The 15696-nt window shown below is 38.8% G+C and carries 13 protein-coding genes and 5 tRNA genes; 15 read left to right on the forward strand and 3 right to left on the reverse strand.

What is annotated here, in order from left to right:
• The first annotated feature begins 1 nt into the window (after position 1).
• From AB5706_RS19645 to AB5706_RS19680, 8 genes are all read left to right on the forward strand, one after another.
• Positions 2–74 (forward strand) — tRNA-Thr (locus AB5706_RS19645).
• A 4-nt stretch (positions 75–78) separates the two neighbouring features.
• A tRNA-Ile gene (locus AB5706_RS19650) sits at positions 79–152 on the forward strand.
• A gap of 19 nt (positions 153–171) precedes the next feature.
• Positions 172–245, forward strand: a tRNA-Asp gene (locus AB5706_RS19655).
• Between the two features lie 39 nt (positions 246–284).
• Positions 285–357 (forward strand) — tRNA-Val (locus AB5706_RS19660).
• Between the two features lie 3 nt (positions 358–360).
• Positions 361–446, forward strand: a tRNA-Leu gene (locus AB5706_RS19665).
• 321 nt (positions 447–767) lie between these two features.
• Positions 768–1094, forward strand: coding sequence for a nucleotidyltransferase family protein (locus tag AB5706_RS19670; RefSeq protein ID WP_325064572.1), 327 nt, complete (start codon positions 768–770; stop codon positions 1092–1094).
• Positions 1087–1374, forward strand: a complete 288-nt coding sequence (locus tag AB5706_RS19675; protein WP_330382821.1) for a hypothetical protein — start codon at positions 1087–1089, stop codon at positions 1372–1374. Before AB5706_RS19670 ends, AB5706_RS19675 begins: the two co-directional genes overlap by 8 nt.
• A 238-nt stretch (positions 1375–1612) precedes the next feature.
• A complete protein-coding gene (locus AB5706_RS19680; RefSeq protein ID WP_173771619.1) occupies positions 1613–2095 on the forward strand; it encodes a hypothetical protein in 483 nt (160 codons plus the stop codon).
• A 99-nt stretch (positions 2096–2194) separates the two neighbouring features.
• Here the strand turns inward: AB5706_RS19680 and AB5706_RS19685 are convergent, their stop codons facing one another.
• Complete coding sequence (locus tag AB5706_RS19685; RefSeq protein WP_173771621.1) at positions 2195–3550, reverse strand: MATE family efflux transporter; 1356 nt, start codon at positions 3548–3550, stop codon at positions 2195–2197.
• A 406-nt stretch (positions 3551–3956) separates the two neighbouring features.
• Here AB5706_RS19685 and AB5706_RS19690 point away from each other — a divergent pair, with 406 nt between their 5' ends.
• Positions 3957–5279 carry an MATE family efflux transporter gene (locus AB5706_RS19690; protein ID WP_173771623.1) on the forward strand — a complete coding sequence of 441 codons (1323 nt, stop codon included), beginning with the start codon at positions 3957–3959 and terminating at the stop codon, positions 5277–5279.
• A 59-nt stretch (positions 5280–5338) separates the two neighbouring features.
• Here the strand turns inward: AB5706_RS19690 and AB5706_RS19695 are convergent, their stop codons facing one another.
• Complete coding sequence (locus AB5706_RS19695) at positions 5339–5497, reverse strand: hypothetical protein (RefSeq protein WP_173717527.1); 159 nt, start codon at positions 5495–5497, stop codon at positions 5339–5341.
• A gap of 187 nt (positions 5498–5684) precedes the next feature.
• On the opposite strand from AB5706_RS19695, the gene AB5706_RS19700 reads away from it, so the two are divergent.
• Entirely contained in the window at positions 5685–6848 is a 1164-nt protein-coding gene (locus tag AB5706_RS19700) for a PucR family transcriptional regulator (RefSeq protein ID WP_173771625.1), read from the forward strand.
• A gap of 361 nt (positions 6849–7209) precedes the next feature.
• Here the strand turns inward: AB5706_RS19700 and AB5706_RS19705 are convergent, their stop codons facing one another.
• A complete protein-coding gene (locus AB5706_RS19705) occupies positions 7210–8970 on the reverse strand; it encodes a diguanylate cyclase domain-containing protein (protein ID WP_173771633.1) in 1761 nt (586 codons plus the stop codon).
• A gap of 360 nt (positions 8971–9330) precedes the next feature.
• On the opposite strand from AB5706_RS19705, the gene AB5706_RS19710 reads away from it, so the two are divergent.
• The 5 genes from AB5706_RS19710 (at position 9331) to AB5706_RS19730 (ending at position 15575) form a co-directional block, all read left to right on the forward strand.
• Positions 9331–9957, forward strand: coding sequence for a lactate utilization protein (locus AB5706_RS19710; protein ID WP_173771635.1), 627 nt, complete (start codon positions 9331–9333; stop codon positions 9955–9957).
• A gap of 455 nt (positions 9958–10412) precedes the next feature.
• The gene (locus AB5706_RS19715) at positions 10413–10724 is read left to right on the forward strand and encodes a hypothetical protein (RefSeq protein ID WP_118581890.1); all 312 of its coding nucleotides are present in this window, start codon (positions 10413–10415) and stop codon (positions 10722–10724) included.
• Positions 10725–10974: 250 nt separating this feature from the next.
• Positions 10975–12537, forward strand: coding sequence for a response regulator transcription factor (locus tag AB5706_RS19720; RefSeq protein ID WP_173771637.1), 1563 nt, complete (start codon positions 10975–10977; stop codon positions 12535–12537).
• On the forward strand, positions 12527–14191 hold the full coding sequence (locus tag AB5706_RS19725) for a sensor histidine kinase (protein WP_173719144.1): 1665 nt from the start codon (positions 12527–12529) through the stop codon (positions 14189–14191). The genes AB5706_RS19720 and AB5706_RS19725 overlap by 11 nt, the downstream gene beginning before the upstream one ends.
• A gap of 112 nt (positions 14192–14303) precedes the next feature.
• Entirely contained in the window at positions 14304–15575 is a 1272-nt protein-coding gene (locus tag AB5706_RS19730; protein WP_173719145.1) for an ABC transporter substrate-binding protein, read from the forward strand.
• Positions 15576–15696: the final 121 nt, after the last annotated feature.

The raw sequence follows: 15696 nt of genomic DNA on the forward strand, positions 1-15696 counted from the left end.
TGCCGATGTGGCTCAATTGGCAGAGCAGCTGATTTGTAATCAGCAGGTTATCGGTTCGAGTCCGATCATCGGCTTTTTGGACCTTTAGCTCAGTTGGTTAGAGCAACCGGCTCATAACCGGTCGGTCCTGGGTTCGAGTCCCCGAAGGTCCATTTAATTTAATATTCTTCTGGCCCGGTGGCTCAGTTGGTTGGAGCGCCGCCCTGTCACGGCGGAGGTCGAGAGTTCGAGTCTCTTCCGGGTCGCTGCTGTTTTTACAGCTAATTTAATATTTTTTCTTTTATGGGATCTTAGCTCAGCTGGGAGAGCATCTGCCTTACAAGCAGAGGGTCATAGGTTCGAGCCCTATAGGTCCCATATGCCGCAGTGGCGGAACTGGCAGACGCCCGGGACTTAAAATCCCGTGGGTAGTGATACCCGTACCGGTTCGATTCCGGTCTGCGGCATGACCTGAAACCCTTGATTTTCAAGGGTTTTTTTGATGTCTGGATATATTTACACCCTTCTGGATCACCTCTTATTTACCCCAAAAATGGATTTTGACATCAGATTTGACAGCAGATACAAAATATTTAAGCAGTTTCAAAATAATATTCTGGTATAATATTCACTTTTTTTATAGCTGGAAACTGGAATTTCCATGCTTGATAGTTTCAAAGGTTGCGCTTTCAAAAATAAAAGTAAAATAATAGCTTGCTTTACGTAGTCAGCTGCAATATTATTAAAATATTACTGTAGATGAAAATAATCTGACAGGAGGTAGCAACTTGATTAGACAGGAAGTATTAATGCTATTTGTACAAGGGACTAAAAAAATATTAAAAAATAATCTATCCAAACTTATTGTCTATGGTTCTTATGCCCGTGGAGATTATAAGGAAAATTCGGATATTGATGTTATGATATTAACACCTCTTTCAAAAGAAGAAATAGAGCAGGTCGAAAACAGTATTTTTGATCTGGCGTTTGATCTAGAACTGGAGTCAGGGATTGTAATAAATCCAGTTCTGGAGAATGAAGCACATTACAGATACTGGCTGGGAGCATTGCCGTTTTATGATGATGTAGAGAAGGAGGGAATTGTAATTGGATGAGAGACAAAAAGATTTAAGCAATTATCGAATTACACAAGCTGATGATAGTCTGAAAGTAGCTGACTATTGTTTAAAAGAAACCAACGAGTCTATTTATATCACCCAAAATGATGAGGGAGATATGGTAATTAAGAGTATTGATACATATGAAAAGCGTGAACAGTTACTTCGGTTACGTGCCAGAGTACTTCAGGCTGAGTGGGAAAGAATAGATGGTGCCAAAACTATGAGTGCAACTGAAGCACGAAAAAATTTGAGAGAGAGACTCGGAGAGCTGTAGAGTTGACTGTCTGGATAGATACATGTGAAGTCACTGGCAACGTTCCGCGAGGTGTTTTTTGTGGACAAAGTAAGCAATAACATTTTCTCTTCATTTACTGGCACAAGTAATAGTGCAAACCGGTTTTTGATGGATTATTATTAGTATAGAGAATACATGGTCAATTGAAGGAGAATTTTTTACAATATGTGTTCTTTACAAGAATCGAAAACAAAAACAGGTTTTGCGGAGGAGGTGTATGAAGCAGGATAAAAAAGAGAAGCGGAACAATATATTATATTCGGTATTAGGTTTAGTCCTTGGCATTGCCATGTGTGGTATAGGAATATATGGTATGATTTTAAACAGAATTGAAAGCCAGGAGTACAAAAACACTACAGACAAACGAGAGGTTATTGCAGTTGTAGAATCCTGCCGTGAGATTGATAACAGTGATGATAAAGACAAAAATAAAAAGAATTCAAGATCAGTAAAATATCGGACTAAATTAGCATTTGAGGTTGATGGAAAATCCTATGAAGGAGAAGAAACCTATAATCAGAAAGTATACGTTGGTGATAAAGTTAAGGTCGAGGTTTATCGGACTTCAAAAGGAATTTATAAACTCCGCCCATATAACAATTTGGTAAATTTTGTGTTTTATTGTGTGGCAATTCCATTAGGCTTTATCATAGCAATAGCCTCGGTTTACAGTATAAGGCTGATTGTTAAAAAAGAATAAGATCATAGGATTCAGAAATGCTCCCTACTGGGCAGGAATGTGAAAGAACAAAAACCTGTCATTCAGAAGGGAGCATTTTATAATTGTGAATAAGTAGGATCAATCAAAATCTCTGGTAATATTTGTAAGCCATTTTCTTCTGAAATAGTGAATAAATACTACAGGCATTTTTTCAAGTTCATCCAAAGACATTACAAAGTATACCCAGATAGGCGGTAGTTTAAAAACATATGCGGCAAGAAATGTGAGAGGAACTGCTACAAGCCACATAAATATGGAATCAACGATCATTCCAAATCTGGAATCACCACCACCTCTGAAGCAGCCGCATATAAGACAGGTATTAATACCTTCTCCAACAAGACGCCAGGTCGTCATAATGATAAAAACGCCAAGATAATAAATGGCCGTTTCTGTCAGCTTATCCCGATAAAAATCCAGTATCAGGGGGCGAATCGCCAGAATAACGGCACATCCGATCAGGCTTACAATAATGGTTATTCTGAGCATCCGTTTCCCATATTCTCTGGCTGTATCAATGTGATTTTTCCCCAGCTCCTGACTGATAATAATGGTAGTAGCATTGGCAAAACCCCGACAGGCGATAGCACCAATGTTTACCACCATAACAGCGACGGCATTTGCAGCAACCATATCATTACCAATATGCCCAAGAATTGCTGCGAATGCGGAACTGGCAAAGCTCCAGACGAGGTCATTTATTACGGCTGGAGTTGCAATTTTCATAAAATCCTGGAACAGGATCCCCGATTTCGCAAAGAAGTATTTTATTCGGAATCTCACATTTGATTTGTTCAAGGAGTAGATGAGACAAATCAATACCTCTGCGATTCTGGCAATCACAGTACCAAGAGCAACACCGGTAACGCCAAGCTTTGGAAGTCCAAATAAGCCAAAGATGAAGGTGGCATTACAAAGTACATTGACACAAAGGGAGACAATGTATGTAACAGAAGGTAGCATTATCTTTCCGATACTTCGAAGGGCACTCATAAAAACCTGAGAGAATCCCATAAACATAAGTGAAAATGAAAGTACCCTCAAATACTCACTTCCAGCAGCAATTGTATCAGGATTGTCTGTAAAAATCTTCATAACCGTAGTTGGCATGGAAAAGGAGATAAGGAAAAATATCAGAGAGATAATTAAGGTGCATCGCTCTGCTAAGCCGAGAATCTTTTCTACAGTCTTTTTATCACCTTTTCCCCAGTACTGGGCACATAAAACGGAAGTACCGGTGGCCATACCATAATATAGACAAAAAAGAATGAAAGTATATTGGTTGGCAAGTGATGAAGCCGACATGGCAGTCTGGCTTACATATCCAAGCATTACAGTATCAGCAATATTCACCAATGTTGAAATCAAATTTTGAATCATAATTGGAAATGCCAATGTCGATGCATATTTTAAGAAATCTTTTTTATTTAGCATGTTACAGTTTTCCTTAGTTCTTACAATTTATAATATGATGATACCAGGGTCAAAAGGTCAGAAAGCCGATGCAAGCTTGCTTGCAAGAGGCTTTTTGACCTCTTGACCCGCCAAAAACATGAGTAAGTAGCCATTTTTCAAAGAAAAATGAGCGGATTACGAATGTTTTGGAGGATTGCGGGAGCAGCGTAGCTGCGTAGCAATCCGGGTATCAAATGAGTGTCAAAAGACCTTTTGACACTCATATCATTTTATTACAATCAATGAAACAGAGAAAGTGACAAATTATAGTTTAACATATCCGATTAGAATATGCTATATAAAATGTTAAAATAGGACATTGTGAAATTACTTTTTTTAAGCTAAAATGTGAGTGTGCAAAACTTTTGGTTGGGAGTGTGAGAATATGACAAAAAATCTGACTACTGGGAAAATCATGCCCATTCTTGTTAATTTTACAGTGCCTCTTGTTTTGGGAAATTTGTTTCAGCTGACCTATAATGCAGTTGACAGCATTATTGTAGGGCATTTTGTAGGAAAGGAGGCCCTGGCGGCTGTGGGAATCTGTAATCCGGTCAGCACGTTGATGATATTATTTCTGAACGGATTGTGTATGGGAGCCAGTATCCTGATGGGGATTCAGTATGGAGCGAAAGATTATGAGACTTTGCACAGACAGATCAGTACAACTCTGTTGTCTGGTGCGGTCTTTTCGTTTTTTCTCACATTGGTTTGTGTAATATTTGCTGTACCTATTCTGCTGTTATTGCAGGTAGATCCGTCCATTATGGATATGACAGTGCAATATTTGCGGATTATTTTTCTGGGATTAATGTTTACATTTTTATATAACTTTTTTTCAAGCACTCTAAGAGCATTGGGAGACAGTGCATCCCCCTTGTACTTTCTGATCATCAGTGCGATTCTGAACATTTTCGGAGACCTGTTTTTTGTTATCGTATTAAAGGCTGGAAGTAATGGATGTGCAATTTCCACAGTACTCAGTGAGGCACTTTGCTGTTTGTTTTGTATTATCTATATACAGAAAAAAGTACCGATTCTTCGTCTTGGGAAGAAATGGCTGGTTTTTGATGCCAGGCTTTTGAAAAAAACCATTGCTTACGGGTGGGCATCTGCCATGCAGCAGGCAACTGTACAGATGGGAAAAATTGCAATACAGGCACTGGTTAATACAATGGGAGTATCGGTAGCAGCAGCCTTTGCAGTGGTTAATCGCATTGATGATTTTGCCATCACACCGGAACAGAATATTGCCCATGCGATGACCGCATTAATGGCTCAGAATAAAGGAGCTGGAAAAAATGACCGTATGAGGGAAGGCTTCCGATGTGGAATGATACTGGAGCTTGTTTATGGAGCAGCAGTTATGCTGATCTGTCTGGGATTTGCCAGACCATTGATGTCATTATTTGTAAAAGATGAGGAAGTTATCGGACATGGAGTGGTTTATCTCCACTTGATTGCGGTAATGTATATTCTTCCCGCTATCACAAATTCGCTTCAGGGCTTTTTCCGTGGAATCGGAGATCTGAAGGTGACCTTGATGAGCAGTTTTACCAATATGACAGTCCGTGTCATTGCAGCGGCACCGATGGTTTTGTTATGGAATTTTGGTATTGAGGCACTGCCATATTCCTATCTGGCAGGATGGATTGCCATGCTGCTTGTAGAGACACCTTTGATGCTTCGAATTTACCGAAAAAAGTAAAAGTAAAAGAAAGGACATCCTGAAAAAACGGATGTCCTTTTTATAAAAAGAAGTGCATATTATTTGCGAAAGAGACGTTTGACAAAAGCCAGAAGATCAAAATGCCGAGTCTTCGTATAGTCATTTATAAAATTGTCACAATACATATAACGTTCTGCTATGATCCATTCTGGAACGGGAAGTGCATCCAGGGAACTTGTATATTCTGCGAATTTCATATTCACGCCTCCTTTAATTTGTTTTTTAAGTTACTTATATTCTAGCACAAAATTGAGAAAAAACTATGGGGGTGGATTCTAAAAATCAAGGGAAAAATATGTGCTGTCAACACAAAATATATGATATAATAAAGAAAAAATTTGAACATTTTACAGAATGGGTTTGGATAACAAAAAGGGAGGTTTTATGAGTTTTACAATACAGGATATGATGCTGACAGCAGAAACCAGATATGAAATGAAGTTTCTGGCCGGAAAAAATGGATGGTCCAATTCGATCAGCTGGGTACATCTTCTTGAGGATACAACGATTATACAGAATTTCTGGGGAAAGGAGCTTGCAGTGACAACCGGGCTTGGCTTTCCGGAAAAAGAAGACTGGATGCATCTGGCACAGCAGCTGAACCGGTATCATGCATCAGGGCTTGTTATTAATGTGGGACAGTACATTTATGAGGTGCCGGAAGAATTGAAAGCATACTGTGATGAAAATGACCTTCCGCTGCTGACTGTGCCTTGGGAAGTGCATTTATCAGATATGATAAAAGACTTCAGTATTCATGTATTTTTACAGGATACTACAGATGAGCAGATCGCATCCGCCCTGATTGCAGCTATTGAGACTCCGGATAATCAGGATGCATACAGAAAAGATTTATTACAGTATTTTGATGTAGATGGAAGCTTTCAAGTGCTGCTGATGACTTGTGAGGGGCTGGACTCTATGGACACAGTGGAGCGAAAAAAGCTGTCTTATCGAATACAGGTATATCTGGAGGATATCACTCACAATGGAAGCTTTTTTTATTACAACTCTGATTTTGTGCTGGTAGCGAATGCGCTTTCGGAAGAGTATTTGTGCCGTCTTGTAGAGGGTGCCATAAAAAGAGGAAAAAGACGTATGCCAGGACTGCAATTGTGCGTGGGAATCGGGAGCAGATGTATGGATATTTCCCAGCTTTCGGTAAGTTATCAGAGGGCTAAGGCAGCAGCACACATAGCGATGACACAAAAGAAGCAGGTGGTAAAGTTTGATGACTGCGGGCTGTTCCGTCTGCTTTATATGGTGGAAGATAAAGAAATACTGAAGGAAATGGAAACAGAATGTCTGGCAGCATTGGAAGAATATGACAGAAGATATCATGCCGGTTATGTGGAAACTCTTCAGTCATATCTGAAGCATAATGGAAGTATTCAGGCTGTGGCAGCAGAATTGTATACGCACCGCAATACGGTGCTGTACCGCATTGGAAATATCAGGAAAATTCTGGGAAATGAGTTGAAAACGCCGGAAGAGAGACTGCCCTATCAGATTGCATTTTATATCAGAAATATGCATGGGCAGATATAAGTATTGCGCAGTAATGTTTTTCTTGTGCATAGTGTAGCGCAGTCGTATAATAGAAGCAGTTTTTTTACATAAGTAAGATCGTAAAAAAGCAATCAAGGCAGGAAGAAATGGACATATTGCAAAACCAATCAATGTTGATGTAATTCTGGAAAATCTGGACCGGATTTTGGGAAGATAAAGCGGATAAAATGAAGGGGAAATACGTGTGAAAAGCACATAAAATAATGCAGGTCTTGTTCAGACCTGCATTATTTTATGCAACAGGGCGGAGTGTAAATTACTTTGTGTAAACCTCTCAGATTGATGATGTAATCGTAGGTTTATAGAATGCAAAAATTCCTACCAGACAGTATTTTTTCTATTATCCGGAAAATTTATCACCGTAATGAATATGCATGTCCTTCCAGTCCATAAACAATACATAAAATACTCTTCCGTATTGCTGGCTTTCTACGATTCTTCCATGGTCAAGTACAGAGAGGTAAGAGCCGTCAGCTTTTCGAAGATGAAAATGAATATAGTCATTTTCATTACCACTGTCAATCTGTTCCCAGATGCTTGCTTCTATCTGTTTCTGCTCATCCTCCCGAATCAGGTTATGAAAGCTTTTGTTTGTAAGTCGAAAGAGTTCGTCCATATCTTTATATCCGGTCATATGAAGAAACTCCTGGTTTGCATAGAACAGCTCATCATCTTCTTTGTCTGCTCTGTATATGATAAATGCACCCGGAAGATGCTCCGAGACATCCTTAAGCGCAAATCCCAGCTGTTTGCGGACACCTGACTGAAGCCCTTCTCTGTAAGCCATACATCCGTTTTTTCCATGAAGCTTTATTTCATAAAGGGCTGCATCTGCACAGCGCATAAGCTGTGAATGGTTGGAGGCAAATGCCGGATATTCCGCATATCCAAGAGAAATAGAAAAGTGCTGTTCTGTTCCCTTGTAAGCGAAGGTCTTAGGCAGTCTGGTGAATTGATTCAGCTGTGCGTCTGCCTCTTCAAAGGTATAATCAGGCAGAAGAATACAGAACTCGTCCCCACCGTTTCTTCCAAGCAATACATTCGGTGGAAAAAAAGCTTTCATGCTCTCTGCCAGACTTTTTAAAGCCCTGTCTCCGTAAGCGTGCCCATAGACATCATTAATAAACTTAAAGTCATCAATATCAAAAAGTGCGGCCACAAAATGTGCCTTCGGATTTTGGGCGATAATTTTTTCTGCTGCTTCATCAAATCCATAGCGGTTGTTAATACCCGTAAGGGAATCCGTGTGTGCCAGTATCTGAAATCTGTTTTTATTTTCTTTGGACACCAGCCATACCCGGGTAAGAACTGTCAGAAGCAGGATTACGGTAAGAAAAAATCCGGTGACTACAGCTATAAGTGTATTATTTCGCCATCCGCTTTTGGGGGTTACTTCAAATCTCCAGCTCTCTGCGCCTATTTTAAAATCATAAGAAATTGGATGGGTTAGCGGATCATCTGACTGATAAACAACTTTATAGGTGCCGTTCCAGGGAGAAGCCGTCTTTGAAATTCTATATTCATATCCAAAATTTGAAAGAGCATAAATCGAGTCTGAGAAAATATCAGGAACGCGTAGGATAACAATGGTAAATCCCCAGAAATCCTCTTGTTTGTTTGTATCCGTCAGATAAACTGGATTGCGTACAGCAATTCCATAGCCTCCCTGTTTCAATTCAAAGGGGCCTTGTGTAATGACTGTGTGATTGTCTCTTGCGTAACAGGAAATCTCTCCACGCTCTTTATCATGAATCAGATCAATTTTACCTGCTTCATTTCCCTCTGCCGGATAAATATCTGTCACAACACCATCCGGAGCAAGCTGCACGCTCTCAATAGAATCAGACATAAGATTTTCAGCAATCGTGTCAAACTGATTAATCTCTCCGTTTTCACTGATCAGGATCTGCTTTAGAGCATCCGTAATCTCAATTCCGCTCGCAATCTCATTTTTTATACGTTCCCCATAGGTTGTTGCGTTTAATTGTGCTGTTATGTGTCTCTCGTTCTTCTCGTGGGTGTCTGTTTTGTATACAATGAAACCAACAAGGCATATGCCCAGTAAAAAAATGATAAGAGGCACAAGTGTTTTTTTCTTCACCAGGTTTACCTCGCTTTATCTGTCGGAATTTTTATAATAATGCATTATATCACACAAGCTAAAAAAGAAAATGAATTTTCTGAAAAAAAAGACAATATATTTTTTTTACTACGCTCTGGCGAAATATAAAATAGTTACTGTTCACTCCGTTCACAGTAACGCGCTTCGCGATGCACAGAAATCATGCATTCGCATGATTTCGCGCCGCAATTCTCGGGTTTTCTGTGAACTTTGTTCACAAAAAACGCCTCGCGGAACGTTACCAGTGAACAGTAACATAAAATAAGTTAAGTCGAAAGTTGATAAAGAATGAAATGTGGCTTATAATTTATACTAAAACAATGTCAGGAGGAGCAAGCAATGGATATTAATATGCAAAAAAGAAATGAAGTATTGGCTCAAAATGTGATCAAAGGTCTGGAATCTCGCAATATGTCAGGCTATTACGCCGCAGACAGAGAAGCTGCTGTAAAGCAGGCACTGGAACTGATCCCGGAGGGCAGCAGTATTGCCATGGGTGGCTGCACAAGTGCTCATGAGATTGGACTGATCAAGGCATTGGAGGATGGAAATTATAATTATATTAATCGTGCAAAAATGGAACCAAGAGAAAGCCTGATGGCAGCGTATGATGCAGATGTATTTCTTTCCAGTGCCAATGCCATTACCAGTGATGGAGTTATGGTAAACATTGATGGAAATTCCAATCGGGTTTCCTGTATTGCCCAGGGACCGAAGAAGGTGGTTTTCATTGTGGGAATGAATAAGGTCTGTTCAGATCTTGATGCAGCTATGAAGCGGGCAAGAAATGTGGCAGCTCCGGCGAATGCACAGAGATTTGAGGTGAAGACACCTTGCAAAACCGCAGGGAAATGTTTTGACTGTAAATCTCCGGATACGATTTGCTGTCAGTTTCTGATTACAAGATATTCTCGTCATAAAGATAGAATACATGTTATTCTTGTAAACGATACTCTTGGACTTTAAACGGTGAGATTTATTTAGGGCGTAGCTTAGAGCGTGTAAATACACGCTTTTCCAGCCGCTTTTGTGTTACTGTTCACTTCGCGACCAGTAACACGCTTCGCGATGCGCAGAAAGACGAACCTTCTTGTGACAAGCACAAGAAGTAGCGTTTGCTGCGCAAACTTAATTCTCGGGTTTTCTGAGAGCTTTGTTCACAAAAAACACCTCGCGGAACGTTACCAGTGAACAGTAGCACTTTTGTCGAATTATAGGGAAAGTTGTCGGACGATTTTTGTTGCAAAATTTTGATATAAAACGTAGAATAATGACGGTAAGTGTGAGAAAAATGGATTTTTTATCACTGCTTAAATTGTAACCCTAAATAGCTTGGAATCACAGAAGAACAGCTTGTGTGATTCGGGAAAACGTTACCAATGAACCGTGATCTATAAGTACATATCAGGAGGAAAACAATAATGAAAATGACAACAAAAATGATTATGCTTCAGAACATTGAGAAAATGGTGATGGAGCAGCAGCGGGTGGATGAAAATGATTCCTACATCAGACAGGACAATGAGGATCTGAAGTATCTGGAAGAACGATATGACCAGCTGCAATTATCCCACACTGTAAAGCGTGTGATCGATGATTACATCGCCTGCCTGCAGACCCGGGACGAGAGATATTCAGATCTTGCTTATGCAGCTGGGATAAGGGATACTATAAGCTTACTGCAGGGGATGGGAATGCTGAATGGAACTGCTGCAATAAGTGGAAGTTTGTAAAAGTGAAATAAGTGAACTATAACTTTAGCGGATTAAAATGCAAATATTGTTATAAAGATAAAAGAGTTACTATAAGCATGATATCACCTGCGTGCAGGGATACTTGCGGAAATAGTAACTCTTTTGTGTATTAGAAGTTTTGTATCGTAGTATAAAAAATTGATACTCAGGTAATTTTTTCGGTATTTACATAAAGCTTCTTTTATGATGAAATAAAGTTGAGTAAATATATGTATGGAGGGGTGAGTTTATGTACAATATTTTGATTGTGGATGATGAAAAGAAAGAGCGGGAAGGAATTGCGCTTTTATTAAAAAGGTTTGGGTTTCCATTAAGAACAGCATTTGCGCAAAACGGAGAAGATGCGCTGAAAATAATGGAAAAAAATTATTTTGACATTCTGCTCACAGACATAAAAATGCCCTATATGGATGGAATCCAGCTTATACGTGAAACGCAGAAAAGAGGGCTGAATCCAATATGCATTATTTACAGTGCATATGGTGAATTTGAATATGCACAGAATGCCATTTCATTAGGGGTACAGGAATATCTTTTGAAGCCAGTTAAACTGGATGCGTTTAAGGCTCTTTTTGAAAAGATCATAGAAATCTGCCAGGAAAAAGAGATCGAAAAGAAAAATAGAAATGATATCATACAGGCGAAGGAAGAGGCCGCACAGCAAAAACTGAGCTGGAATCTGCTTAATTATCTGGAGTCTGAAGAACTGGAAGAGGGAATTTTAAATCATTGGGAAACTCTGGAAAATGAATTCACCAGTGTTGTGCAGGAAAAAATCTGTATACCTGTAATTATTTCCTGTTATTCTAATTTGTTTTCTATTGAATGGGAAGAGTACCTGAAAGATATCAGGGAATATTTTGGAAAAGAAACTGTGATCATTACAAACACAGATAACCAGATCGTAGTGTTATTGATCCGGGAAAGAGATTTTTATCGGACAGCAGAAACGAAAAAAGAATGTGAGATATTGATCGAAAAATCCCAGAAAAAATATCAGGTAAATATTTTTGTTATATTGGGAAAAAAGACCGAAAGTCTTACAGAACTGAAAAAAGAATATACAGAATTGAAAGACCAGCTTGACTATCAGTTTTTTGTATCCAAAAGTATGGTATTGGTTCATGATGAAGATTATTTTCTAAAAAAGGAAAATGACATGCTTTCCCTGTATTTTGAAAGGATATTTAACTGCGCCAGAATGCAGGATTATTCCGGAATAAAGAAGGAATTTGTGAAAGTATTTGCCTATATAATGAAGCAGACTGGCTTTAGTTCAATTTATGTAAAATATACTTTTACGGATGCGATGAAGCAGATCAGTGAGTACACAGACTCTAATGTGGACATGGTACCATGTATTCAGAAAATATATCAGGCAAGGACACTGGAAGAGGTAAATAAGATAATCGAAAACGTTCTGGATAGAATGCAGGAAGAGAAAAAAGAAGAGGTAAAAGAAAACCGCCTGGTCCGCATGGCAAAAGAACTGGTTTATGAAAAATACAGTGAAAGTGATTTAAATGTATCGTATATCGCAGAGCAGCTGCAGGTATCCTCTGCCTATCTAAGTACTTTATATAAAATGGAAACTGGAAAAAATCTGGTAAAATTTATTACCTGGTATCGTGTTGAAAAGTCAAAAGAACTTTTGCGTCAGACAAATATGAAAGTAAGTGATGTGGCGGAGAGGGTAGGATACCTGAATGTGTCTTACTACATTTCTATTTTCCGAAATCATGAAGGCTGCAGTCCGGTGCAGTACAGGGAAAGGGTGCAAAATGGTGAATAGGATAGCAAAAAGAATCAACAAACAATCATTTTTGAATAAAGTAAGGATCATTTACACGCTGTTAGTTATGCTTCCTGTGCTGGTTCTGGAGATATTTGTATTGTACTCATCTACAAATTTTATCAAGGAGCAGCAGCTTCTGGAAGCGAAAGAAAACATTGAGCGGAACCACCTGAATATTGAGAATCAGATAAAGATGTGCGAAAAATCCGTATTATATGTGACCTGCAACAGTGTACTAAGGGAATTTCTCAGCTTAGATGATTCTGAGTATAAGAAACGCATTCAGATGACTTCAAATGTAAATAACCTGATTTATAACGCCTGGCTTTCCAACAGCTATTTTTCAAAGATGGAGGTTTATTCCGATAAAAGGATTTCTAACAATGATGCAGTATTCAAAAAAGCTTCCGATCTGGAAGATAACAGTTGGTATGAAGCGAGTTGGAATAGCGCAGATACTTTGTGGTGGAATGAAAATGGAAAATATTTTATAACACGCAGAATTGCCATGAGCCTTCCAAATCGGGTATATGGCGTTCTCAGAGCAGAAGTAAAGGAAAAAGTTTTTTCTGACAGTATATCCATGTTCTCGGAAATGCCAGTGGACATCCAGGTGAAAAATGGTTCAGCTGTGTTGTTAGAATACAATAATGAGGGGGAAGTTAATGAAAACAGTGCTGGCTATGAAGAGGAAAGAAATCTAAATGACACCGGTTGGAAAATTATTTACAGAATTGATGCTTCTTATTTCTCAAGTGCTTTTCATCCAAGAATCATTGGTTCTGTTGTAATTGTAGTTTTACTGTTGCTGCTTGGATTTATAGGAGTTAATAAAAGTGCCAGATCTTTGCTGCACTATTTGTATCAGATTATTGACCAGGTAAAGAAAGTAAAAGATGGAAATTTTGAGATTCAGATAGCAGAAAGTTCCCAGGATGAAATTGGAGAGCTGGCGGAAAATATTAATAAAATGCTACGGAAAATACAAACGCTTATTGATGAAGTGTATAAGTCGAAACTGGATAAAAAAAGCCTGGAACTGGATCTGCTTCAGTCAAAGATTAACCCGCATTTTCTTTATAACAATCTTTCCGCAATTAATTGGATAGCCATTGAAAAAGGAGAAGACAGAATCTACGAGATAACTACGGAACTGGGTACTTTTTACAGGACTGCTCTTAACAAGGGCATAAACGTAGACCATTTGAATGTAGAAGTGGAAAATATAAAGGCCTATGTGAAACTGCAGCTTATGGCGCACGATGAAGGCTTCGATGTTGAGTATAAAATTGAGCCCTCGCTTTTAGATCAGATGGTTCCAATTTTTATTTTGCAGCCTCTGGTGGAAAATGCAATTGAGCATGGCATTGACTGCATGAGAGAAAAAAGAGGAAAAATATCCATTGAGATTTATGCAGAAAATAATGAACTCTATATGACTGTCAGGGATAATGGACTTGAGTTGTATGAAAAAATTGGTCAGGGAAAAATGTCCCATGAAGAATTTGGTTATGGGGTAAGCAATGTTGACAAGAGAATTCGTATTCTGTGTGGGGAAGGATACGGTGTGGAAATTTTTGCAGGTCCGGGAGGAACTACCTCTATAATCAAATTACGAAGAGATTTTATTACACTGGAACGAAAAGTATAGGATATAAATCTTAAAAATTTGATAATGAGATAAGTTTTTTGTTATTTTTTTCGTATCCTGTGAACGTTATACTTAAAGCAATTTAAAAATAAACGAAAGGGGTAGCAAAAAAATGAAAAAGAAAGTGATTAGCATGTTTCTTACAGCATGCACTGTATCAGTAATGGTAGTTGGAGGCGGTTCCAATCTGGTTATGGCGGATGATGCAGAGACGGTAACCTTGATGGGATGGTATGATGAGGATGACATGAATCCTATTCTGGAAAAGGTAAATGAGCAGATGGATGGGAAGTATGTGATTGAGTACACATATGTTGCAAATACTGATTATAATAATGTACTTAGCACACAGCTTGCATCTGGAGAAGGCCCAGACATTATTATGGATGGAACAAACTATCCAGCCGAAATCAAAGCTGGTAACGTGGAAGACATTTCGGATTATGATTTTGTAAAAGAGTTTAATGAGGCTGGAATGTCGCTTTGCAGTGCTGATGGAAAAATTTATGGAATTCCTTCCTATGGATGGTTTTCCGGAATCTGGTGTAATGCTTCGATTCTTGAGGAATGTGGAGTAGAAATTCCAAAAACATTTGATGAGTTTGTAGCTGCTTGCGAGACTATTAATGAAAAAGGCTATACTGCATATGGTTTTGGGATTGCGGATGACTCAACTGCAACATCCAGCTTACTGGGGTATCTGGAAAATTCTTATTATCATAATAATGAAGAAGCAAACCCTGATGGAACTGATTTCGACACCAAATTTGCTTTGGGTGAAGTAACTATGGACGGACATATTAACGACTGTGTTAATAAATGGTGTACATTAGTTGAAAAAGGACTGATCGCTTCTGAGTCTCTGGGAATTTCCTGCCAGGAAATGCTGAACAGCTTTAAAAATGGAGAAGTGGCATTCCTTCATGGAGGTCCATGGCAGTATACAGAGCTGAAAGAATCCGGAGTTAACTTTAAAATGCTTCCGCAGCTTAGTGAAACAGGAGAAAATGAATATGTTTTAGGCGGACCAGCTGCATGCTTCGGTATTAATGTAAATACGGAAAATCATGATGGTGCAGAAGCTACTTTAACAGCACTGGCTTCCGTTGAAGTTCAGCAGGCATTTGCTGATGCAAATGTTGGCGGAACCAGCTATAGAAGCGGAGTTGAGGCTCAGATGCCTGAAGAATATGAATATGTTGCAGATATTATTAACAATGGAAATATTGCATTCCCATCTGACAGATGGAGTGTAAATCTTCCAAGTCAGTCCTTGTTTGATGAGTTTACTGCTCAGCTTCAGGGTGTTATTTCCGGAGATATCAGTGGAGACGATCTTGTGAAAGCTATTGATACAAAAGCTGACTCAATCAGATATGAGTAAATTGTAATCATTTAACAAATTTAAAATTATCCATAATTTATTAAACCGATCCTGCATTTAGCAAATGAGCTTTTTGCAGGATCTGTTTTTGTGCAATAGAGGTTAATGTTATCAATAGAAT

The organism is Ruminococcus sp. RTP21484sp1_RTP21277st1_D2_RTP21277_210401, assembly GCF_040924225.1.
Lineage (GTDB): Bacteria > Bacillota > Clostridia > Lachnospirales > Lachnospiraceae > Blautia_A > Blautia_A faecis.